The organism is Burkholderia sp. MBR-1, assembly GCF_013822785.1.
GTDB lineage: Bacteria > Pseudomonadota > Gammaproteobacteria > Burkholderiales > Burkholderiaceae > Burkholderia > Burkholderia vietnamiensis.
The window spans coordinates 1162048-1182603 of sequence record NZ_CP053610.1; the positions used below are offsets into that span (position 1 = coordinate 1162048).

The 20556-nt window shown below is 69.8% G+C and carries 21 protein-coding genes; 4 read left to right on the plus strand and 17 right to left on the minus strand.

The features are described from left to right. Nucleotides 1–33 precede the first annotated feature (33 nt). The 10 genes from MBR110_RS19935 to MBR110_RS19980 form a co-directional block, all read right to left on the minus strand. Nucleotides 34–1014, minus strand: a complete 981-nt coding sequence (locus MBR110_RS19935; RefSeq protein WP_181709278.1) for a hypothetical protein — start codon at nucleotides 1012–1014, stop codon at nucleotides 34–36. Between the two features lie 6 nt (nucleotides 1015–1020). Further along, nucleotides 1021–1911, minus strand: a complete 891-nt coding sequence (locus MBR110_RS19940; protein ID WP_059739119.1) for a peptidylprolyl isomerase — start codon at nucleotides 1909–1911, stop codon at nucleotides 1021–1023. 87 nt (nucleotides 1912–1998) lie between these two features. After that, the gene (locus MBR110_RS19945; protein ID WP_224056194.1) at nucleotides 1999–2418 is read right to left on the minus strand and encodes a hypothetical protein; all 420 of its coding nucleotides are present in this window, start codon (nucleotides 2416–2418) and stop codon (nucleotides 1999–2001) included. A 17-nt stretch (nucleotides 2419–2435) separates the two neighbouring features. After that, nucleotides 2436–3011 carry a YbjN domain-containing protein gene (locus tag MBR110_RS19950; RefSeq protein WP_181709279.1) on the minus strand — a complete coding sequence of 192 codons (576 nt, stop codon included), beginning with the start codon at nucleotides 3009–3011 and terminating at the stop codon, nucleotides 2436–2438. 56 nt (nucleotides 3012–3067) lie between these two features. Then, nucleotides 3068–3772 carry a hypothetical protein gene (locus MBR110_RS19955; RefSeq protein ID WP_034195236.1) on the minus strand — a complete coding sequence of 235 codons (705 nt, stop codon included), beginning with the start codon at nucleotides 3770–3772 and terminating at the stop codon, nucleotides 3068–3070. Between the two features lie 12 nt (nucleotides 3773–3784). Beyond that, on the minus strand, nucleotides 3785–5599 hold the full coding sequence (locus tag MBR110_RS19960) for a putative porin (protein ID WP_014725279.1): 1815 nt from the start codon (nucleotides 5597–5599) through the stop codon (nucleotides 3785–3787). 92 nt (nucleotides 5600–5691) lie between these two features. Beyond that, the gene (locus MBR110_RS19965; RefSeq protein ID WP_051974503.1) at nucleotides 5692–6387 is read right to left on the minus strand and encodes an energy transducer TonB family protein; all 696 of its coding nucleotides are present in this window, start codon (nucleotides 6385–6387) and stop codon (nucleotides 5692–5694) included. A 4-nt stretch (nucleotides 6388–6391) separates the two neighbouring features. Beyond that, nucleotides 6392–6802, minus strand: a complete 411-nt coding sequence (locus MBR110_RS19970; RefSeq protein ID WP_014725280.1) for an ExbD/TolR family protein — start codon at nucleotides 6800–6802, stop codon at nucleotides 6392–6394. 19 nt (nucleotides 6803–6821) lie between these two features. Continuing rightward, nucleotides 6822–8627, minus strand: a complete 1806-nt coding sequence (locus MBR110_RS19975) for a DUF2341 domain-containing protein (protein ID WP_060044577.1) — start codon at nucleotides 8625–8627, stop codon at nucleotides 6822–6824. A 68-nt stretch (nucleotides 8628–8695) separates the two neighbouring features. Continuing rightward, nucleotides 8696–10360: a ShlB/FhaC/HecB family hemolysin secretion/activation protein gene (locus MBR110_RS19980; RefSeq protein ID WP_226145891.1), complete on the minus strand. Its 1665-nt coding sequence runs from the start codon at nucleotides 10358–10360 to the stop codon at nucleotides 8696–8698. Nucleotides 10361–11190: 830 nt separating this feature from the next. On the opposite strand from MBR110_RS19980, the gene MBR110_RS19985 reads away from it, so the two are divergent. Together MBR110_RS19985 and gspK are read left to right on the plus strand one after the other, a co-directional pair. Next, complete coding sequence (locus MBR110_RS19985; RefSeq protein ID WP_046425334.1) at nucleotides 11191–11772, plus strand: hypothetical protein; 582 nt, start codon at nucleotides 11191–11193, stop codon at nucleotides 11770–11772. Between the two features lie 45 nt (nucleotides 11773–11817). Continuing rightward, a complete protein-coding gene (gspK, locus tag MBR110_RS19990) occupies nucleotides 11818–12813 on the plus strand; it encodes a type II secretion system minor pseudopilin GspK (RefSeq protein WP_069240332.1) in 996 nt (331 codons plus the stop codon). 34 nt (nucleotides 12814–12847) lie between these two features. Here gspK and MBR110_RS19995 read toward each other — a convergent pair whose 3' ends face one another. Further along, nucleotides 12848–14488: a type II toxin-antitoxin system Phd/YefM family antitoxin gene (locus MBR110_RS19995; protein ID WP_069240333.1), complete on the minus strand. Its 1641-nt coding sequence runs from the start codon at nucleotides 14486–14488 to the stop codon at nucleotides 12848–12850. 38 nt (nucleotides 14489–14526) lie between these two features. Here MBR110_RS19995 and MBR110_RS20000 point away from each other — a divergent pair, with 38 nt between their 5' ends. After that, nucleotides 14527–14799, plus strand: a complete 273-nt coding sequence (locus MBR110_RS20000) for a hypothetical protein (protein WP_034195241.1) — start codon at nucleotides 14527–14529, stop codon at nucleotides 14797–14799. 244 nt (nucleotides 14800–15043) lie between these two features. On the opposite strand, the gene MBR110_RS20005 is transcribed toward MBR110_RS20000, so the two are convergent. From MBR110_RS20005 to MBR110_RS20025, 5 genes are all read right to left on the minus strand, one after another. Then, nucleotides 15044–15298, minus strand: a complete 255-nt coding sequence (locus MBR110_RS20005) for a FecR/PupR family sigma factor regulator (RefSeq protein WP_059560454.1) — start codon at nucleotides 15296–15298, stop codon at nucleotides 15044–15046. A gap of 260 nt (nucleotides 15299–15558) precedes the next feature. Then, nucleotides 15559–16557 (minus strand): FecR family protein, encoded by a 999-nt coding sequence (locus MBR110_RS20010; protein ID WP_059734328.1) that lies wholly within the window; start codon nucleotides 16555–16557, stop codon nucleotides 15559–15561. 8 nt (nucleotides 16558–16565) lie between these two features. Beyond that, entirely contained in the window at nucleotides 16566–17132 is a 567-nt protein-coding gene (locus MBR110_RS20015; RefSeq protein ID WP_011882516.1) for an RNA polymerase sigma factor, read from the minus strand. A 6-nt stretch (nucleotides 17133–17138) separates the two neighbouring features. Then, on the minus strand, nucleotides 17139–17876 hold the full coding sequence (locus MBR110_RS20020) for a secretin and TonB N-terminal domain-containing protein (protein ID WP_181709280.1): 738 nt from the start codon (nucleotides 17874–17876) through the stop codon (nucleotides 17139–17141). Between the two features lie 159 nt (nucleotides 17877–18035). Then, nucleotides 18036–18548: a prepilin-type N-terminal cleavage/methylation domain-containing protein gene (locus tag MBR110_RS20025; RefSeq protein WP_046425327.1), complete on the minus strand. Its 513-nt coding sequence runs from the start codon at nucleotides 18546–18548 to the stop codon at nucleotides 18036–18038. Between the two features lie 57 nt (nucleotides 18549–18605). On the opposite strand from MBR110_RS20025, the gene MBR110_RS20030 reads away from it, so the two are divergent. Further along, nucleotides 18606–19049: a general secretion pathway protein GspC gene (locus tag MBR110_RS20030; protein WP_059568682.1), complete on the plus strand. Its 444-nt coding sequence runs from the start codon at nucleotides 18606–18608 to the stop codon at nucleotides 19047–19049. Nucleotides 19050–19057: 8 nt separating this feature from the next. Here the strand turns inward: MBR110_RS20030 and gspF are convergent, their stop codons facing one another. Then, nucleotides 19058–20275, minus strand: a complete 1218-nt coding sequence (gspF, locus tag MBR110_RS20035; protein ID WP_034195244.1) for a type II secretion system inner membrane protein GspF — start codon at nucleotides 20273–20275, stop codon at nucleotides 19058–19060. Nucleotides 20276–20556: the final 281 nt, after the last annotated feature.

Genomic DNA, 20556 nt, shown 5'->3' on the forward strand with positions numbered 1-20556 from the left:
TGGATCATGACCGGTCCGTCAGCATTCGCGCGCTCATGCACGCACCGCGCACGCGACCGGTTGCGCCAGAAAGCGCGCGAACGCCGCGCGCTCGGCCGCGCCGACCGCTGGCTCGTGCGCATCCCCGCATTGCACCCAGACGTCGCGCATCCCGTCGATCGGCTGCCACGCGAGCACCTGCGCGCCGGTCGGATACGGCGTGACGACGGGCTCGCGATAGTCGACGCGAAAGAGCCGCGGCGCATCGCCGCCCGCGGTCCACAAATCGCCGAAGTCACGCACGCTCGCGTCGAACCAGAAACGCACCCAGCGCGCCGTCGGGGCGAGCGCGGCAGCGCTGCGTGCGGCGGCCGGAGGTGTGTCGAGAGACGGTGTATCCGCGGACGACGCATCGGCAAATCGCGCACCAGAAGACGGCGTGACAGCGGACGACGCATCGGCAAACCGCGCAACAGCACACGCCACATCACCAGCCGCTGTATCCGCCCGCACCGCATCCCCACCCACCACCTCCGGCACGCGCATAAACCCCGCCAGCACGAGCAGCACGGCCGCCAGATCGTCGTCGCGCAACATTCGGTACGACCACAGATCCGCGACGTCCGCGCACGCGATCACCGCGATGAAGCGCTCGATCGTCAGCGCGGGCCACACATGCCGCATCGATGCGTAATGACACGCCCACCGCGCGACGAACCGCTCGCGATGACGCGCCGCGACCTCCACATCGCTCGACCCGCGGATCGCGAGCTCATCCGGTTGATATTGCCGCGTCGTCAGCACGCATTGCGCGGAGCAACGCGCGCTGCGGTGCCGCGCATAGCCGCCCGCGCCGGGCAGCGGCTCGAGCGCGCCGAAGCACAGCGGACAATGCGTCGGCCATTCGCCGCGGCGGCTCGGCCACGGCGTCGCCTTCGGCAGGCGCGGACGATCGGACGCGACGGCCGCGCGCCGCCGCTCCGGCGTGCGCGCATCGGGAGCCGCGACCGGCGGCGTCGGACGGACAGTTGCCATGGCGGCCTACCGGGCAGCGGCGAGCGCTTTCTTCAGCGCGTCTTCGTTGATCGGCGCGTTCGCGGCAAGGTTCGCGAGATACGTGCGCGCATTCTGCTGCGTGCGCTGCGCGCGCAGCATCGTGCGCAGCTGCTCCTTCACGTCGGCCAGCGGACGCGGCGCAGCCGCGCGCACGTCGATCAGCTTCACGACATGAAAACCCGACGGCGTGCGAACCGGCGCGGACACCTGCCCGGGCTTCAGCGCGTCGGCCGCCTGCCGCACGGCCGGCAGCATCAGCGAATCCGGTACGAAACCGAGATCGCCGCCGTTCGCCGCGCTCGCGGCGTCCTGCGAATTCGCCCGCGCAAGCGCCGCGAAATCGCCGCTGCGCGCGCGGTTCGCGAGATCGGCCGCCCGTTTGCGAGCGGCTTCCAGCGTCGCGGCGTCCGCGTTCGACGGCACCGCGAGGTAGATCTGGGCGACGTGCAGCGCACGCGGCGTAGTGAGCGCCGCGCGGTTCTGCTCGTATGCGGACTGGATCTCGGCATCGGACGGATAGTCGGCAGGCGGCGCACTGACGGATGCGAGATAACTGCGCGCGACGATGTCGCGCCGCGCCTGCTCGATCGCCGCCTGCACCTGCGCGTCCTTCTCCCAGCCTTTCGACTTCGCCTCGGCGAGCACCGCCTTCTGCGCGAGCGTCGCGCGCACGACCTGGTCGAGCGCCGCCGGGTCGGCAGCGAGCCGCTCGCGGCCTTCGGCGTTCACCGCCTTCAGCACGCCGGCGATATCGGCCTGCGTGACCGACGCCTGCGCGACGCTCGCGATCACGTCGTCCTGCGCATGCGCGGCGAGCGGTGCGGCCAGCAGCAAGCCGGCCGTCACGAGCGCCCGCGTCTTCATCTTCGTCATCATCGTTGCACTGCCCTCTCGGTTGCTGTTCAAGTGCGCACGCCGCCGGTCGCACGGCATGTGCGTCCTCACGTTCATCGCCGCATCGCCCTAGCGCACGCTCGACAGCGTCATGCGCAACACGATCGGCTGCGTCATGCCCCGCGGCGGCGCACTGCCGACCGCGCGGCCCACGAGCGCGTCGCGCAGCGCGGCATCGACCGCAGGATCGCCGGCCGGCACGCTATCGACGCGCGTCACGTGCCCGCGCCCGTCGAGCCACGCACGTATCGGCAGCACCGGCCGGTCGTCGCCGGTATCGGCGAGCCGATCGGCCCAGCGCCCGACATCCGCGCGCACCCGGCACGCGACGGCATCGTCGCCGTCGAGCACCGCCTGCAGGCGCCGCGACACGCACTCCGCATACGCGACCCAGACGGCCGGCGCCGCGTCGCTCGCCACCGCGCTCGCAGCGGGCAGCGCATGCGGCGGCAGCAGCGCACGCAGCGCGGCACCGATCCGACGTCCCACGCGTGCGCTCGCGGCGATCATGACGGCACCGCGGCCCCGGACGACGCCGCCACGGCAGCCGGCGCATCCGGACGGTCGGCGTCGGCCGCACGGGCCGCCGCTTCCTGCTCGGCGAGCGTCGGACGGTTGCGCAGATGCAGCAGGAATTCCTGGATCAGCCGGTCCCACAGCTCGACCGTCGAGCGCAGATGGCGCTCGGACACGCCGCCCGCGACCACCACGTCCATCTCGAGCGCGAGAAACGCGCCGTGGCTCGCGAGACGCGCGAAGCGCTTGGTCCGGTTCCAGTTCGCCACCAGTTCGGCCGGCAACTCGCCTTGCACCTGCAACACGCAGGACAGCGTGTAGTCGAGGTAGACGATCCGCGCGGCGTCGATGGCCGGCGGCACGCCTACGGCCGGATTGCCGAAGCGCACCGCGAAGCCGACGCCCTGACTCGCGCTCATCAGCTGCATCGCACCGTTCTGTTCGGCCACCGTCACGCGATAGCCCGCGCGTCGCAGGATCTCGGCGAGACGCTCGGCGCTGACGGCTTCGATCGGCGCATCGTGTGCCGCGCGTTCGTCGGCGGTGTTGGTTTGCTCATGTTCCATGTCTGTGTTCCCGGTATTCAACGAATCGATCGGTTCGGGCCGGCGCCGGCTCGCGGTCACTGCCCGCTCGCACTTGCACCAGCGCTTGCGCCGGAGGACGCGGCCGATGCGGCGGCCGCCGACGCGGGCGCCGCAGCCGGCGCGCGTGCGGCCGCGTCGTACTTGCCCGCATACAGCGCATCGCCGTAGCGTTGCGCGAGCTCGTCGTACCTGACGCGCACCGACTGCGCGAACGGCTGGCGCGACGCGAAGAACGTGCCGATGCCGACATGCTCGTACGCGTCGAGGATCTCGTGGCCGACGCGATACAGCGCCGCATTGTGGGCCTCGCAGGTTTTCAGTTGCGTGTCACGCGCGGCGAGATCCTGCTGCGCCTGCACATGCTGCGCATCGCGCGTACGCGACACGGCGAGCAAATCGTCGTACGACGCCTTGTACTTCGCGAGCGAGCGCGCATCCTGCTCGCGCGCCGCCCGTTCGGCCGCCAGCGCGCGCTTCGCGGCCGCTTCGGCGCCCGTGTCGCCGCGTGCGGCCGCGAGCTGGGCCTGCGCCGCCTTCAACTGGGCGAGCGCGTCGTCGCGCTGCTTCTCAGCGGCCGCCTTGTCGGCCTGCAACTGCGCCTGGTTGTCCTGCAGCTGGCGCAACTCCTGCACGGTCGAGCGCAGCTGGCTGCGCAGCTTGTCGTCGATGCTCTGCGCATGCGCTGCGCCGGCCGCCAGCAGCAGCACGCCCGCGAGCATCGTGCGATAGGTCGTGTTCATGCGCGGCTCCGGTCAGAAACGAGCGTTGAGCTCGAGCTGCAGCACGTCGATCGACACCGGCGGCCCGTACACTTCCTTCGAGCTCAGGTAGCGGGCCGACACCCACGTATCGCGCGCGACCGCATAGGCCGCGCCGATCACGTAGCCGCGCGCGTTGGTGCCGCCGAGATGGAAGTCGGAATCGTTGAATGCGTCGAGCACCGCGTCCGGCTGCAGGTACTTGTATGCGATCGAGAAATTCCACTGGCCCTTCTCGCGCAGCTCCGGCTCGCCGATCGTCGCCTTCGCGAGGAAGCCGTTCGGGCCGCTGCGATAGTCGGCGCGCGTCGCGTTCACCGACGTCGACTCGTAGTTGTTGACCGGCAGCGACGCCGCCGCGAACGCCTTGTTGTCGTTGTACGCGAGGTTGCGCACGTATTCGCCGTCCAGGCGCAGCTTGATGCGATCGGCGACGACCGTATCCCACTGCGCCTTCAGGTCGAGCAGCCGGTAGTTGTACGCGAGACCGAACAGCTGCGGCTGCGGCGTCATCCCCGGTGCGAGGTTCGGGTTCTGCACGATGTTGCGCAGCGCCATCAGCGTGTTGCCGCCCTGCATGAACACGGGCGCCTCGTTGTCGGTGCTGCAGCTGGTCGCGCCGAGATACAGCGCGCACGGCGACGACAGCGTGCCGCGCATGTTCTGGAAGTCGTAGTACGCGACCGCGCCCCTCAGCCGGTTCCGCGCGTCGATCTTCCAGTCCGCGCCGAACTGCGCGCCGAACATCCACTTGGTATCGCTGCCGGCCTTGTCGGTGCTGTTGGACGGGAAGTTCTCGCCCGTGTACTGGATCGGGAACACGCCGAGCGTGCCGAACAGCGTGACGTCCGGATTCCACGGCAGCGCATGCTGCAGGTTCGCGGCGAAGCCGTCCATCATCAGGTCGTCGGAGAACACCAGGTCCGACTTGAAGAACGGATTGTCGAAACGGCCGGCCGTCAGGTTCAGCCACGGCGCGGGCCGGTACGCGAAGAACGCCTTGTTCAGCCAGATGCTCTTCTTGCCCCAGCCGCCGCCGGCCGTCCCCGTCGTGGACACCGGGCCGTTGTCATTGCCGCTCGCGAGCTGCAGGCCGGCGATCATCTCGTCGGACAGCGTCGCGGTCACGCCGAGCCGCGCACGGTAGCGCAGCAGGTTGTTGCGGTTTTGCGTGGTGTTCTGCGTCGGCAGCTGCGTGGTGTTGGTGTTCGAGTTGATGTCGAAGCCGCCGCCCTGGTTGATCGCCGCGAAGTTCGTCACGTTGTTCGCGTTGCGGCTGCCGTAGAAGTGGTATTCGTCGCGCACGCGCATGTCGCCGTCGAGCTTGATGCGCGACACCCAGTCGGGGAACGTGTTCGGCTGCGCCCAGTTCTCGGCCTTCGCCTGCGCGATCACCTCCTGCTTCACCTGGTCGCGGATCTGGTCGCGCACGAGCTGCGGCACGTACGGCACCGCGACGTCGCCCGGCTGCGTCGGCGGGTTCACGACGCCCGCCGCGGCCGCGACCGGCACGCCGGCGCCGCGCGCGGCGCGCGCCTGCACGGCCTCGCTGCGCGCCTCGCTGATCAACTCGTTCGCGTTCTGCTGCGTGAGCACGCCGCGCTTGACGAGCAGGTTGATCAGGTTGATCACCACGCTCTCGGTCGGCGCGGCCTTGCCCGCCGCGGCTTGCGTGGCCAGCGATTGCGCGTGCGCGGTCGACGCGCAGGCCAGCCCGAGCGTGAGCACCGCCGCGCCGACGCGCGACAGGCGCGCGGGCAGCGCCCCGCTGCGGGGCGCCGCGCCCGGTCCATTCATCTTGTGACTCATCGAAGCACTCCGAACAATTTCCGTTTCTTGTGCGGCAGCATCCGTGCGACGGATCTGCCCCTTGGATTGATTCGCCATTCGCGCGCGGTGCGTCATGCGGGCTTGCGCCCCTGCAGCCGCACCAGCACCGGATACGCGGTCGCGGGCGGCGGCGCTTCGTCGACCCGGCCGAGCGACTCGACCGCCGCGAGCACCGCCGCGTCGATCTTCGCGTCGCCGGTCGACTGCGCGATCGTCACCTTCGTGATGCGCCCGGACGCGTCCATCCACAGGTTCAGGCTGCCCGCGAAGCGCGCGCCGCCGGCTTCCTGCACGCCCTTGTCCTGCTCGATCGCGCGCTGCAGCACGTACACCATGTACTGCGCGTAGCTCGCATTGCCGAACTTGCCGCCGCCGCTGCCGACCATCCCCGAACCGTCGCCCGCGCCGATGTTGAAGCTGTCGGTGCCGGCCTGCGCGGGCGCGTTCATCGTCATCTGCTTCGGCTGGTCGTCCGACGGCTTCGGCGCTTCGGACGGTTTCGGCGCGATCGTCGGCCGCTCGACCGGCGTCTTGACCTCGTCCTTCACCTTCTCGGGCGGCGGCTTCTTCGGCGGCGGCGGTGGCGGCGGCGGCAGCGGGATCACCGTCGTCACCTGCGGCGCGCTCGCGCGCTTCACGCCGGCCGTATCGCCCGCGAAATGCCAGATCAGCGCGGCGAGCGCGGCCAGCGCGAGCGCGATCGCGACCGGCTTCACGTAGCGGCCGGGGCCCTTGTGCGGCGGGCCGCCGTTGTAGGTCATTTCCATCGCGTCAGCCGCCCTGCTTCGCCTTGCCCGTCACGAGGCCGACCTGCGACAGGTCGAGGCGGCGCAGCAGGTCGAGCACGTCCATCACCTTCTGGTATTGCACGGCGGCATCGCCCTTGAGCACGATCGGGAATTCCGGGTTGGTCGCCTTCTCGGTGCGCAGCCGGCTCTCTAGCTCGTCCATCGTCACCGGATACGCGTCGAGAAAGATCTGCCCGGAATCGGCCACGGTGATCGCCTTCGTCTTCGGCTTCGCGAGGCTCGCGGACGAGCTCGCCTTCGGCAGATCGACCTTGATGCCCTGTACCGACGCGGTGGTCATGATGATGAAGATGATCAGCAGCACGTACGCGAGGTCCAGCATCGGCGTGATGTTGATGTCGTCGTACGGCTTGTCGTCGTCCTGAACCTGCATGGTGGTCTCCTGCGTGCGTTCAGTCGGCCAGCACCGCGTGATCCGGCGTGCGGTGCGCTTCGGCGAGGCGCGTGACGAACTCGTCGACGAACACCTGCATGTTGGCGGTCACGTTCTTGTTGCGGATCAGCAGGTAGTTGTAGCCGAACAGCGCGGGAATCGCGACGAACAGCCCGGTGACCGTCGCGAGCAGCGCGGCCGCGATACCCGGCGCGATCGCGTTCACGTTCACGTCGCCGGCCGCGGCGATCGCGGCGAACGTGATCATCACGCCGACCACCGTGCCGAGCAGGCCGAGGAACGGGCCGCCGGAGATCGCGATGGTCAGCAGCACCATCGACTTCGACAGCCGCTGGTTCTCGCGCACGAGCGTCGCGTCCATCGACGCGCGAATCGCCTCGATCGATTCGCTGGTGATCACCGTGCGGCCGTTGCCGTCCACGCGGCTGTGGATCTCGTGCACACCGGCCTTGTAGAGGCGGTACAGCGACGACTGGTACAGCCGGCGCCCGTCGGCGCTCGCCTCGTCGACGTGCGCGAGGCCCACCAGATGACGGCCGGCCACTTCGCGAAAGCGCTGCACGAAGTACTGGTTCGCCTTGTCGACGGTGCCGACGTAGCGCGCCTTGGTCCACATCACGACCCACGACACGAGCGCCATGCCGAGCAGGATCGTGATCACGACCCAGGCGTCCACCGTCACCGACTGCACGATCACGCCGAAGTAGCCGAAGCCGAAGCCCGACTGCTTCTCGTCCGCGCCGTAGGCGACGAGCTTCGATTCCGAGCCCTGCGCGAGCGCATCGAGCGCGAGCGCGGCCGGCGTGCGCGCGATCTTCGACAGCCGCAGCTCGTCGAGCGCGCCGTTGTACGCGGCAAAGCCGGCCGGCGCGCCGGGCGCGTCCGCACCGACCGTCGCCGCGCCGTTCAGCGCCGGCAGCACCGCCGCGACCTGCGCGGCCTGCTTGCCGTTCACGTAGACGGTGAGGTTCTTGCCGTCGGCGGTCACCGCGAGATAGGCCCACTGGTTCGCGGCGAGCGGCGCCACAGTCGGCGTGCGCACCGGCGCCGCGCTGCCGGCCGCGCCGTCGACCTGCGCGAACGGCACGCCGTTGTCGAGGCCGATCAGCAACGCGTTCGCGCCGTCGCGGCGGCCGTACAGCAGCGTGTTCGGCGCGAGCGCGGCCGGCTTGACCCACGCGCTGAACGTGAAGCTGCCGCCGGCCGGCACGTTCAGCGACGGGCTCGCGGGCAGCGTCAGCGATGCATTGCCGTCGAAGCGCGCGCCCTTGCCGACGATGCCGTCCTCGATCGCGCGCGACGTCGCGTTCTGCGCGTTGTTCGCGTACGCGGTCGCGTCCTTCGGCGGCGTGCCCGGCGCGCCGTTGAAGTGGTACACGAGCGTGTAGTCGGCGTCGAACGTGTCGGCCGGCTTGCCGCCGTCCGGCGCCTTCTTGTTGCCGTAGTACATCCAGATCGATTCCGCCGCGCCCGCCGGCATCTTCGGCACGTCGACCCAGATCAGCGCGACGCCGAGCACCGGGTCGTACTGTTCGACGTGGTAGTTCAGCGGGGTCTTGTCGTCGGCCGCGACGAAGCGGATGTCCGCGCCGTTGTCGGCCAGCCCGTCGAACTGGAAGTTGCCCGAATGCAGGCGAATCAGCAGCGGCACGCGGCCGGCCGACTCGGCGAGGTTCGCGCCTTTCGGGCTCGCGTCGATGGTGATCGCCTTCCGGTACGACCAGTCGTTCTGCCACCATGCGTTGGCAATGCCGGGCAGCACGCCGAGCATCGCCGCCAACAGGAAAAACAAGACTCGCTTCACGATCCACTCCCCGAATGTGCGGGCGCCGCGCTCGCCGCAGCGCCCCGGCACGGTCAAAAAAAAATCCGTCAGAACCCCAGCCGTACGTAGAAATCGAAACGCGGGCTGTACTGCCGCGTATAGACGCCGGCCTTCAGCGGCCATCCGGCCTCGAAATCCGCGCTCGCGTACTTCATCAGCTGCAGCCGCGTGCCGACGCCGACGCTCATCAGGTTGAAGCGCGACGTCTGCTCCGGCAGCGGGCTCAGCAGCCACAGATGCGCGGCGTCGAAAAATGCGTGGAAGCGCCACTCGTTCACGCGGCTGCCGACCGCGCCGCCGAGCCACTTCGACAGCGACGGGCTGCGCAGCTCGAGCGACGCGATCACGCCGCTGTCCGCGGTGTCTTCGGCCTGCATGTAGCCGCGCACGCTGTTCATCCCGCCCGCGGCGAACTGCTCGCTCGACACGAGCGGCGAGTTCGACAGCTGCGCGCTCACGTGCGCGTTGGCCTGCATGTCGTTCGCGAAGCGCTGCGTATGGTTGACGTCGAACTTGCCGTACACGAAATCCGGCGTCGCGTTGTAGCGCTTGTTGTCCCAGGCACCCCAGTCGCTGCCGAGGCCGCGGATGTTGGTCGTCAGCGACGCGGAGAACGACGTCTGCGAGTTCGTCAGGCTCAGCTGGCCGCTGTACGAGAACGTCACCGGCACATAGGTCAGCGGCGCGGTGGAGGTCTGGCCGACCACGCTCACGTTCTCGTCGTAATGCTTGCGGTCGATCTCGATGCTGACCGTGTGCGCGTAGGTGTCGGATCCGGGCAGCGCATAAATCGCGGTGAAGCCGTACGTCGTGCCCTTGCCGAGCACGTTGGTGCCGCCGACCGACGCGACGTTGCTGTCCGAATGCACGACGGTCGCGAGGAAGCTCCAGCGCGTGTCCTTGATCGGCGCGAGATACGAAAACGCATAGACGCGCGCATCGTTCGGATGCTGCGGCGCGATCACGTAGGTGCCGGAGATCACGTGGCCGAGCTGCCAGAGGTTCGAGTAGCTGAGGCTCGCGCTCGTGCGCAGCGCGGACGTGCCGGGGCTGTTGTCGTTGTTCAGTTCGAGCGTGCCGTGCAGCGGGCTGTGATCGTCGACCTTGAGATCCACGTCGACCGTCTGCGGCATCGTGCCCGGCTTGAGCACCGGAATCACCTGCCGATCCGCCGAGCGGTTCAGGCCCGTGAGCTGCTGCTGCGCCTGGTTGAAGTCGGGCACCTTGCCTTCGGCGAGCGCGGGCACCGCGTCGCGGATGTTCTGCGGCGAGTCGTATCGCGCACCTTCGACGCGCAGCCGGCCGACCTTCGCCTCGGTCACCTGCAGCAGGATCACGCCGTTCTTCACCTGCTGCTGCGGCAACTCGACGACGACCGACTGATAGCCGCGATCCTGATAGACCTTCTGCAGCGCATCGCGCGCGCCGTTCACGTCGGCCAGCGTGCGGCCCGGCCCTTCGAACGGATAGACGGCCTTCTCGATCTCGAGCGCGGGCAACGTCGTGTTGCCGCGCACGACGAATGCGTTGACGTCGAACGTCTGCGGCGCCGGCGCTTGCGGCGCGGCGGCGCTCGCGGCCGGCGCCGCGGCGGCTTGCTGTGCGCGCACGCCCGGTGCGCCGCATAGGCCGCCGGCCAATACGGCGCCGGCCAGGCATCGGCATCTCAGCCGCCATCGTTCGCGTGACTTGCGGTCTACTCTCGGCGGCATGCGCCATTCCCCTATGTGGTTCCGATTCCCGGACCGGCCGTGCTGCATGCGCCGCCCGCTCCGTTATCAAATGCCTGTTTCACTTTGATGACGCTTGGTTCGCCATCCTTATCGTGGACTGCGCGGTGCGTTGCCGAGATTTCCGATACCCGCAGCCGTAGCATCGAACGATGGCGCCGTTCGTGTCGCCGCCGTCGCACTGTCGAACGGCCTCGACCGTGTCAATCGGAAAGGACGAATCGTCATCGCACAACCCGCAACCATCGACGCGGCCGCATCGCATTCGACCGCGTCGCGAGCGTGCCCGATGCACCGGCTTGCCGCTCTCACCTACCTAGACGGAACGAAGTACGCATTGCCGCAAACTTTTTTGTGCGAGCAGCCGGCGCGACGCCTAACACGTGCAGCCGCCGCTCGGCCCGCGAATACGCGCGGCCGACGGCGCCGCTCCAGCAGCGGCGTCGACGGCATGCGGCCTGCAATGCGCGCACGGCGGAAGCCCGCGCGCTCGCGCGGGATGCCGTGCAGGAATGTGCGTGGCCCCCGGTTTCGTATGCGTATCGTTTGCGTGGCCATCACGGCTCTACGGCGTTGCACTTGCTTGCAGCGTCGGCAAACGTACGCCGCCCGACGGGCATCGCGCGATGCGCGACGCGCCATGCGGGCAGCCCGACCATCGTCTGATGCTATCGGGAAGTTTTTGTGACATTGAGCTGAAGATATCCACCAGAGCGACGGCGATCGCGCACGCATCGTGAAAGGCTGCGGTATCGCGCGCCCCGATCCGTCTTAATCAAATGAGAACAACACGCCGACGAAGGGTCCGTTTCATGTCATTCGCCACGATGCTCGTGCGCTGGCTCGCCGGTCGAATCGCCGGCGTGGCCGCACCGCCGAACCCGCAGCGCGCGGCCGTCGCCCGCAGCACCGTGCCGCCGCGTCCGTCGCGTCCGTTGCGCTGGCGGGCGCCGTGGCTCGCGTGGCAACTGCTGTCATGGTGCGCATTGACGCTGCTCGCACCGCCGGTCTGGTCGATCGGCGCGCTGCTGCTGGTCAACGCGTCGAGCGACCAGCCGCTGTTCTGGGCATTCGCCATCGCGATCGTGCCCGTCGCGAACGGCATCGCGATCGTCGCGGCGAATCAGCGCCATCACCGCATGCCGTTCACGCGCCGCTCGACGGTCGCGCTGTTCATGTTCTTCGTTGCGACGGCGATCGGCTGCACGCTGTTCGTGCTGCTGATGTGGCGCTCGCATGCGATCGCGGCGCTGGTCGGGCCGCTCGCCGTCGACGGCGGCGACCTGCGCCCCGCGACGCTCGCATGCTGGGTCGCGGCGCTTGCGGCGACGTTCGGCGTCACGTCATCTGCGCATGCGAGCATCGCTCACGCATGGCTGGCGTTCGAGGCCTGAATCAGGATCTGAACGCGGCTGCGACCACATAACGGGGGCACGCGAATGCATCGATACGGAAGATCCTGTGCAACACGCGCGCCGCGCGCGCGCGGCATCGCGATCGTGACGGTGCTGCTGGTCGTCGCGCTGGCGGCGACACTCGCGGCCAGCGTGCTGTGGCGCCAGCAGGTGGCGACGCGCGACGTCGAGAACCAGCGGCTCGCGACGCAAACGATGTGGGTCGAGCGCGCCGCGGTCGAATGGGCGCGTGCGCTGCTGCGCGCGCAGAACGCGACGTCGAACGTCACCTTCGTCGGCCAGCCGTGGTCGACGCCGTTCGCCGACGTGCGGCTGTCCGACCTGCTGCCGCCGGATGCGATCGCGGTCAATGCAGAGCTTGCGCGCGCGTCGATCGCCGGCAACGTCGAGGACGCGCAGGCGCGCTTCAACCTGCTGAACCTCGTGTCGCGCGTCGCGCCGGGCAAGCCGTGGCAGGCCAACGCGGAAGGCGTGCTCGCGTATCGGCGCCTGCTCGGCGCACTCGGGCTCGACGCCGCGCTCGCGCAAGCGACGGCCGACTACATGCTGCGCTCGCTGCGCGACACGAACGGCCCCGACGGCTGGCCGCTGCAACTCGTGAGCGTCGACGATCTCGCCCGCATTCCCGGCTACGACGCACGTGCGATCGATGCGCTCGCACCGTTCGTGACGGTGCTGCCCGACCTGACGATGGTAAATGCGAACACGGCGGCCGAGCCGGTGCTCGTCGCGGCGATTCCGACGCTGTCGGCAAGCCAGGCAAAGCGGCTCGTCGACCGGCGCGCCACCGCGTACTTCGTCAGCACCGGCGACATCGCCGAATATCTGCTGCCCGCGCCGGGCGGCAACGCGACGCTGCCCGACGGCGCGGCCGTGGGCGTCACCAGCGGCTACTTCATCGTGCATTGCCGCGTGCATTCAGCGCGGATCAACGCACGCGTCGACACGCTGATCGCGCGCTACGGCAGCGGCAACTTCACGTGGACATCGGTGATCTGGGTGCGGCGGCTCACGAGTTGAAGCGGGCCGCGCTGGTTGCGCAGGCGCCGCCGCGCTAGACGGGCGACGACTCGGTCAACCCGACCGTGCGCGCCGCTTGCGGGGCCATCGCACACTCGAACGTCAAGCGCGTGAGGCTCGTCTCCCGCACTTCGCCGAGCAGGCGGTTCCAGTCGTCGATCGACACGAGCAGCGCGATCGGCCGGTTGTATTTCGTGACCATCACGAGCGCATCGCCCGCATGCCGCAGCGCCTTCGACGGATTGCTGCTGAAGTCGCGCGTCCCCATCGCGATCGTGCGCAGGCTGAACACGTTCGCGGCCGTATCGTCGCCGTCGTCGTGCAGCAGCCGTTCGAGCGTCGCCGCGCGCAGCAGCGCCTGCGATTTCGCGGACAGCCGGTCGCGCCGTTTGCGCCGCTCGCTGCGCGGATCGACATGCACGGCGAGCAGCCGCACGATCTGGCCGAGCGTGGTCGCGGGCAGCTGGTCGTAGCGGCGCCACCAGTCGGGCGGCAGCGCGACCATCATCCCCGCGTAGACCGCGGTGACGCCGTCGGCGATATGCGCAGGAAGACGCTCGGCGTTGCGCGCGTCGAGGTCGAGCGCCGCGCCGATCACCTGGGTCATCATGCTGAACGCGTTGTACGCGAGCGCCGCGATACCGCACGCGAGCAGCGACGCGCGCGCCGGCGCGTCGCCGAACGGCGCACCTTCCCGTACCGGCTCGAGCGGCAACGGCAGCGCGTCGCGCCAGCGTCGGCGCGACAGCTGCACGATCTGCACCGCATCGAACCGGGCGGGCGACAAGTCCGTCAACAGCGTGGTCGTCCCCGCAAGCTCGCCGTCCGCCCGCGCGCGACGCCATTCGATGCGGCGCAACGCACCGGCCGCATCGTCGTCGCCCGCCATCGCGACCGGCTGCTCGTACACGAGGCCGTCGCCGCATGCGCCGGCCTCGCGCCACGCACCGAGCGGCCGGCATCCGCTTGCGCGCCCATGTTCGCGCAAGATCAACGCGCCGCCGCGGCGCGGCCAGCCCGACAGGATCGCGTCCGCATCGAAGCCTCCGTCGACGATCCACAGCTCGCCGGGCCGCACCGTCTCGAGCAGCGCGGCGACGAACGCGCGCGCGTTCTGCCGGCCGCGTTCGACCGGCAGCAGATCGACGATCAATCCGAGATCGGGATCGTAGACGGGCAGCACGCGCGCGCCGGTGTCGGGCGCGCGTTCGCGCGCAGCAGCGTCGCGCGGCCGGCCGCCATCGCCGGCATCCGGCGCGGCCATCCATCCGTCGTCCGCGTCCTCGAGCACGCGCAGTCGCATCCCCTCGAATCCGCGCTCGTCCGCGCGCACCGCCGCGATCGGCTGCAGCAGCTCCGCGCTGTCCTTCACGAGCGCACGCCCCCAGCCGGCGCGCAGCCGGCTCATCGCGTCGTGCAGCGCGGCGACCGCGGCGCCGCCGGTCGATGCGCTGCCGCCCGCATCGGATCGCGTGCGCGCCCGTGCAGCGATCGCCGCGATCGCATCGACCGCGCGCGCGAACAGCGCCTCGCGGATCGGCTCGTCGTCGGGCTCGCCGCCTGCATCGTCGCGCGTATCGGGCCAGTCGTCGTGCAGCGCGCATTGCAGCATGAGCCGCGTCATGATCGCCATCGGGCTCTGTTCGACGAAGCGTTCGACCACCGCGCGCGTCATCGGGCCGCTCCGTATCGTTCGCCCCGGCACGCTCGCCGTTGCCGGGCCGCAGCAGCCGCCTCGCGAGCGACCGAACGCGCACCGCCGCCTGCCGTCGCGGCGCGCGGTTCGCCATCGACGCACGCGGTGACGCGCACTTCACTTACGCGCACGTCGCGACGATGCCTGACTGGCGCCCGGCGCAGGTCCGGCACGGCGGCGAGCTGCTGCAATGGATGGTCGACCATATCGTTGCTCTGCAAGAATCCGCCCGTTGTTCGAACGCTTCCCGTTTCTGTGTGAACCGCCACGCGACGTGGACGATCGGCTAGACGCCGCGCGGCGTGGCACGTACGACTGCCCGCGGCCGGCCGCTCACTGCGCCACACCCCACGCCCCACGCGGCGGCGATCCGCAGGCCCGCATCGGCCTCCGGTCCCGCTTCACGGCCCCCTCGCTCTCTCGTATACAAGGTCGAAGCGGGCGCGCCTAACCCGCAGAATTTCGCGCACGACGCGCTGCCGCGCAGACGAAAACGATTCCGCCGCGGCCCGGCATGCCGCGTGGACCGGGCGCTCAATGCGTACGCGTCGAGCCGCCCCGCTCCGGGCCGCCGATCGCCGCGAGCACGGCCCACATCCAGATCAGCTCGCGCACGGTGCGCGCATGCTCGTCGCTCTGCGCGCGCCAGCGCCGGAACGCGTCGAGTTCGTGTTCCGTGGTCTCGCCGGTGCGCAGCCACAGCAGCCAGCGCACCGCGCCTTCGCGGATCGCGTCGGCGCGCGCGTGCGCGGCGCCGGAATCCGCATCCCGTTGCGATTCGTCGATCATCACGCCACCGCCCGAAGCTGCCTCGACACCGATCCCCCGCGCCGCGCATCGCTGCACGGCCGGGGCGCCCGCCATCCACGCCCCGGATCCGACCACGCGCCACCGGGCAGCCGCATACGGCGGCCCGACGTTTGCCGGCCCTCATTGATCAGGTCGTATCGGTCGACGGTAACCCGCAACGCGCGCGCGGCAGCGCGAGCGCGCCGGCCGTTGCGGCAGAGGAAGGAGAAGAAGGAGAAAGAAGGCGACGAACGCGCCGGTCAGCTCAGCAACACGATGTTGCCGGGCAAGCGCGTGATATGCGCGCCGTACAGGCGGCCGACCATGTCGATCACGTCGTCGAGCCGCGCGATCGGAAACTGCGCCTGCATCCGGTTCGCGCCGAGCGCGGTGCGCCGCAGCACGACCCGGCCGGGACGATAGCGGTTGATTTCGTCGATGACGCTCGACAGCGGCACGTCGTTGAACACCAGCATGCCGCGCCGCCACGCGCTGATCGCACCCGGATCGGCGCGCGTCACCAGCTGCACGCCGCGATCGTCGTAGACCACCTGATCGTCGGCCTTCAGCGTGCGCGCGCCGCGCGGATGCGCGAGCGCGACCGTGCCGGACAGGCACGTCACGCACACCTGCGCACCGGTGCGCCGCACGTTGAAGCGCGCGACGGTAGCCTGCATGCGGCCGTCGCCGGCGACCACGGTCACCGGCTGCAGCGGCGTCGCGCGGCCGGCGGGCGGCGTGGCCGCGTCGATCTCAGCCTCGCCCGCGACGACTTCGACACCGTGCGCGGCATCGCTCGCGGGCAGCATGTCGATGCGCGTCTGCGTGTTGAGCGCGACCGTCACGCGCGACGACAGCGCGACGCTGCGCTGCTCGCCGGTGCCCGTGTGGTAATCGGCGGTCAGGTCGCCGAGCGACGGCCACAGCTGCAGCGGCGGGCGCACCGCGAGCCACGACGCGCCCGCGGCCACCGCGAGGCCGATGAACGCGCGGCGGCCCCTGCGCATCGTGCGCTCGCGCTTCGCGACGCTGGCCCACGCGGCGCTCGTGCGCTCTTCCTGCGCGAGTTCGGCGGCCGCCGTGCGCAACGATCCCCACGTGTCGCGCAGCAGCGCGGCCGCCTGCGGACGCTGCGCGCACCAGCGCTCGAACGCGTCGGCGTCGGCCTGGCTCGCTTCGCCCGAGCGCAGACGCAGCAGCCACGCGCTCGCTTCGTCGAGGGCGTCGTGGGCGGGTTCTGCCTGGGCTTTCGTCATCATCCGGGTACTCAAAATTTACGCGGCCCGCCTCGCGAGCCCGTGTACGAATCGCCGTCTTCCTGCATGCGTTGCAGGCAGTATTTCATCGCCGCGCTCAGTTCGCTTTCGACGAGCCGCAACGAGATGCCGAACTGCTCGGCGATCTCGCGGTTCAGCAGCCCGTCCACGCGCGCGGCCAGCAGGATCGCACGGCGCCGCGGCGGCAGGCCGAGCAGCACGTCCTTCAGCGTGTCGACCTTGCGGCGCGCCGCAACGATGCGCTCCGGGTCGGCCAGCTCGTCGGGCGTCTCGAGCAGCGTTTCGACGTCGTCGTCGTGCAGATGGCGGCGCTCGCGGCGATGCTGGTCGATCGCGACATTGTTCGCCATCCCGAGGATGTAGGCGTCCGCGTTCGTCACCTGCGTCGACACGTTGGCGTTCTCGAGGCGCAGCCAGGTCTCGTGCAGCGCGTCGGTCGCGCCGTCCTTCGAGCCGGTCACGCGCTCCAGACGCCTGACCAGGTACGCGTAGCGCGCCGCCAGCAGCTTCCGGAGGCCGCCGCGCGTGGTGTCGGACGTATCTGACGTATCGGACATGTCGCCCTAGCCTCGCGACGCCGCCGGCGGACAACGAAAATGCACGCCGTTGCCCTCCGGCCGCAGCAGGATCGTGACCGGCTGCGGCAGGTCGGCCGGCGGCGCATCGTCCAGCTTCAGCGCGCGCAACGCGTGCAGCACCGCCGCGTCGCGGGCGGCCGAACCGCTCGATGCCACCATGTTGACTGCCACCACCGTCCCCCTGTTGTCGATGCGCACCTGCGCGACGAGTCGATAGCTGCCCGGCACCGCCGCGGGCTGCGCGCACAGCGCATCGATCAGATGCGCCTGCAGCATGCCCGCGAACGCACGCCGCTCGCCCGATTCGCCGAGCCCGTCGATCGGCAGCGCGGCGTCCGATGCGTCGGCCGCGGACGGCGCCGCGTCGGCGGCCGGCTGCGCGACGATGATCGCTTCGTCCGGGCGCGCGAATTCCGCGCGCAACCCCGTTCCTGTCAGCATCCGCTCGAGCGCGTCGCGCGACGCGAAATCCCCCTGCACCGGTGCGCTCGTGCGGCCGTCGAGCAGCGGCGCCGGCGCGAGCACGAGCAGCTCGGTCAAGCGCGCGAAATCCTGCAGCGCCTTCGCGAGCGGCTGCGCGCGCAGCGCGAAGTGCGCGACGCTGCCCGGCGGGCGGCCCGCGACACCCGCCTCCTGCGCGAGCGCGCCGCGCAGGCACGGCACGACGAACACGAGCCACGCGACGAGCGCCACGACACCGGTCGGCGCCCGTGAACGAGTCATGAATCCCTGGTCGGAAGTGGAGTTGCACGCCGCGTGCCGGAACGCATCCCGCCGACAGCCGTACCGTCGCGAGCGAACGTCAGATTGTGAGCGGCCACTGTGACAGTCAGGTGAAGCGTGCGGTCGCGCGAAACCGGCCCGCCTCATGCGCCGCATCGCTCACGGCCGGCGCACGACGAAGTTGCCGATACCGGTGCCGATCACCGCCATCCGCACGTCGCCGGACCACAGCGTGATCGTGACGGGCACGTCGATGCCCTCGTTGCCGAGCACGACCGGCGACGGTGCGTCGCCGCCGCCGGTGTAGCGTACGGTGACGCCGGTCACCGCGGCGCCCCAGCGGCGCGCGCGATACAGGTCGTCCGTCATCGGCGCCCAGCCACCGCCGTCGGTGCGCTGGACGAACCGGTAGCCGCCGCCGACCGCTTGCCATGCGATCGGTATCGAGCGCACCTGCGCGTCGTCGCCCGCCGATTCGAGCAGGTTCGCGAGCCGCTGCGCTTCCTCGGCGAGATCGGTACGGCGATTGCGCGACGGCGTGAGCGTGACGACCGCGACCAGCAGCCCGACGATCACGAGCACGACCAGCATCTCGAGCAACGTGAAGCCGCGTTGCGTCCCTGTGCGCGGCCGCCGCGCGTCCGTGGTTCGTGGGTTTTCGTGCCGCGTCATCGTGGATTCACCGTTGCGTCAAAGAATGGAAAGCGTCGCCCGAACCGCCCGATCGCCATGAAACCGCTCACGCTGCTCCACACCGTCGCGTCCCGCGCGGATCCCGTCGCCGTCGTCGCGACGCTGGCCGCCGCGGCCGCGCTCGGCGCCGTATCGCTGTATGCGGTGCGCGTGCTCGGCACGACCGCAGCGCCGGTTGCCGCGCCGATGCTGCCCGCACCGCCCGACGTCACGGCCGGCGCACGGCTGTTCGGCGCGCCACCCGATGACGGGCGCGATGCGGTCCGGGTGCTCGGCGTGATCGCATTCGACGCACGCCGCGCGGCCGCGATCGTCGGCGTCGGCGGCGACGCGGCCCGCGTCGTGTCGCGCGGCGCGACGATCGGCGCAACCGCGACGCTCGCCGACGTGCGCGCGCGTTCGATCGTCGTCGAGCACAACGGGCTGCGCCGCGAGATCACGCTGCCCGCGGCCGGGCACGCCGACGCGTTCGTGCGCTGACACGCCCATCACTGCACCATGTTGTTCAGCTCGATGATCGGCATCATCACCGCCAGCACGATCACGAGCACCACGCCGCCCATCGCGAGGATCAGCAGCGGTTCGAGCAGGCTGGTCAGAAACATCGTGCGGCGCTCCAGCTCGCGCGACTCGCCTTCGGATGCGCGATCGAGCATCGTCGTCACGTCGCCGGTCGCTTCGCCGGAGCGGATCAGGTGCACGAGCACCGGCGGAAACGTCTTCGTATGGGCCAGCGCGCGCGACAGCGCCGAGCCTTCGCGCACGCGCACGATCGCATCGTCGACGTTCGCGCGCATCGCGCGGTTCGACAGCGTCTCGCCGGCCGCCTGCAACGCGCGCAGGATCGGCACGCCGGCCGCCGTCAGAATGCCGAGCGTGCTCGCGAAGCGCACCGTGTTGTAGCCGCGCACGAGCTTGCCGGCGAGCGGCGCGGTCAGCACCCACGTGTCGAACCTGAGGCGCGGCGCATCGCGCGACAGCACCTTGCGGATCGCATAGACGATCGCGACCGTCGCCGCGAGCGACGCCCACCACCAGTGCCGCACGAAACCGGACAGCGCCATCATCACGACCGTCAGCGTCGGCAGCTGCTGCTTCGTGCTGGTGAACACGTTCGCCACCTGCGGCACCACGTAGCTCAGCAGGAACGTGACGATGCCGAACGCGATCAGCGTGACGATGCCCGGATACGTGAAGGCCAGCAGGATCTTTTGTTTCAGCGCGTTGCTCTGCTCGATGTAGTCGGCGAGCCGCGCCAGCACGACGCCGAGCTTGCCGGTGTGTTCGCCGGCCGCGACCAGCGCGCGGTAGATGTCGGGGAAGTCGCGCGGATGCTGCGTCAACGCATTCGCGAACGAATGCCCGCCGACCACTTCCGCACGGATCGACGCCATCAGTTCGCGCACGTATTCGCGCTCCGCCTGCTCGCTCAGCACCGACAGCGATTCGTCGAGCGGCAGCCCCGCGACGAGCAGGCTCGCGAGCTGGCGCGTGATGATCGCCTGTTCGCGCTGCGACAGCTTGCGGCCGAGCGACAGACGCCGCTGACGCGCACCGTTCAGACGTTGCGCGGCCAGTTCGACGACGAGCGGGGTGAGGCCTTGCGTGCGCAACTGGCTGCGGCCGGCGCGCGCGCTGTCGGCTTCGAGCACGCCCTTCAGCGTGCGGCCGGTGGGATCGATCGCTTCGTAGCGGAATGCCGACATGCCGGGATTCTCCTGTCACGTACGCGACCGCCCGCGATGACTTGAGACGGCAAGGCGGATCGCGTCGCCCGCGCAAGACTAAGGCGCGAACCGGCGCAAATTTGTGACCGATGTTGGGCTACCTTTTTGATCGCGGCCGATTATCGGCCGATACGATTCAACTCGCCTCACACAAAAACGATTTCAGAACACGCACCTTAATCTCCGAATCTTTAAATCACTCGCTCTTATAATGCAGATCGAATACTCGATTCAATACGTTTCGCCGATTTAAATACGCC

Coding starts and splice junctions, on each gene's coding strand:
- MBR110_RS20015 (WP_011882516.1), bottom strand. CDS start 17,132: ATGTCCGATACGTCAGATACGTCCGACACCACGCGCGGCGGCCTCCGG.
- MBR110_RS19980 (WP_226145891.1), bottom strand. CDS start 10,360: ATGCCGCCGAGAGTAGACCGCAAGTCACGCGAACGATGGCGGCTGAGA.
- MBR110_RS19965 (WP_051974503.1), bottom strand. CDS start 6,387: ATGGAAATGACCTACAACGGCGGCCCGCCGCACAAGGGCCCCGGCCGC.
- MBR110_RS20005 (WP_059560454.1), bottom strand. CDS start 15,298: ATGATCGACGAATCGCAACGGGATGCGGATTCCGGCGCCGCGCACGCG.
- MBR110_RS19955 (WP_034195236.1), bottom strand. CDS start 3,772: ATGAACACGACCTATCGCACGATGCTCGCGGGCGTGCTGCTGCTGGCG.
- MBR110_RS20010 (WP_059734328.1), bottom strand. CDS start 16,557: ATGATGACGAAAGCCCAGGCAGAACCCGCCCACGACGCCCTCGACGAA.
- gspF (WP_034195244.1), bottom strand. CDS start 20,275: ATGTCGGCATTCCGCTACGAAGCGATCGATCCCACCGGCCGCACGCTG.
- MBR110_RS19940 (WP_059739119.1), bottom strand. CDS start 1,911: ATGATGACGAAGATGAAGACGCGGGCGCTCGTGACGGCCGGCTTGCTG.
- MBR110_RS19960 (WP_014725279.1), bottom strand. CDS start 5,599: ATGAGTCACAAGATGAATGGACCGGGCGCGGCGCCCCGCAGCGGGGCG.
- MBR110_RS19950 (WP_181709279.1), bottom strand. CDS start 3,011: ATGGAACATGAGCAAACCAACACCGCCGACGAACGCGCGGCACACGAT.
- MBR110_RS19995 (WP_069240333.1), bottom strand. CDS start 14,488: ATGACGCGCGCGGTGGTCGAACGCTTCGTCGAACAGAGCCCGATGGCG.
- gspK (WP_069240332.1), top strand. CDS start 11,818: ATGCATCGATACGGAAGATCCTGTGCAACACGCGCGCCGCGCGCGCGC.
- MBR110_RS19970 (WP_014725280.1), bottom strand. CDS start 6,802: ATGCAGGTTCAGGACGACGACAAGCCGTACGACGACATCAACATCACG.
- MBR110_RS20020 (WP_181709280.1), bottom strand. CDS start 17,876: ATGACTCGTTCACGGGCGCCGACCGGTGTCGTGGCGCTCGTCGCGTGG.
- MBR110_RS20030 (WP_059568682.1), top strand. CDS start 18,606: ATGAAACCGCTCACGCTGCTCCACACCGTCGCGTCCCGCGCGGATCCC.
- MBR110_RS19935 (WP_181709278.1), bottom strand. CDS start 1,014: ATGGCAACTGTCCGTCCGACGCCGCCGGTCGCGGCTCCCGATGCGCGC.
- MBR110_RS20025 (WP_046425327.1), bottom strand. CDS start 18,548: ATGACGCGGCACGAAAACCCACGAACCACGGACGCGCGGCGGCCGCGC.
- MBR110_RS19985 (WP_046425334.1), top strand. CDS start 11,191: ATGTCATTCGCCACGATGCTCGTGCGCTGGCTCGCCGGTCGAATCGCC.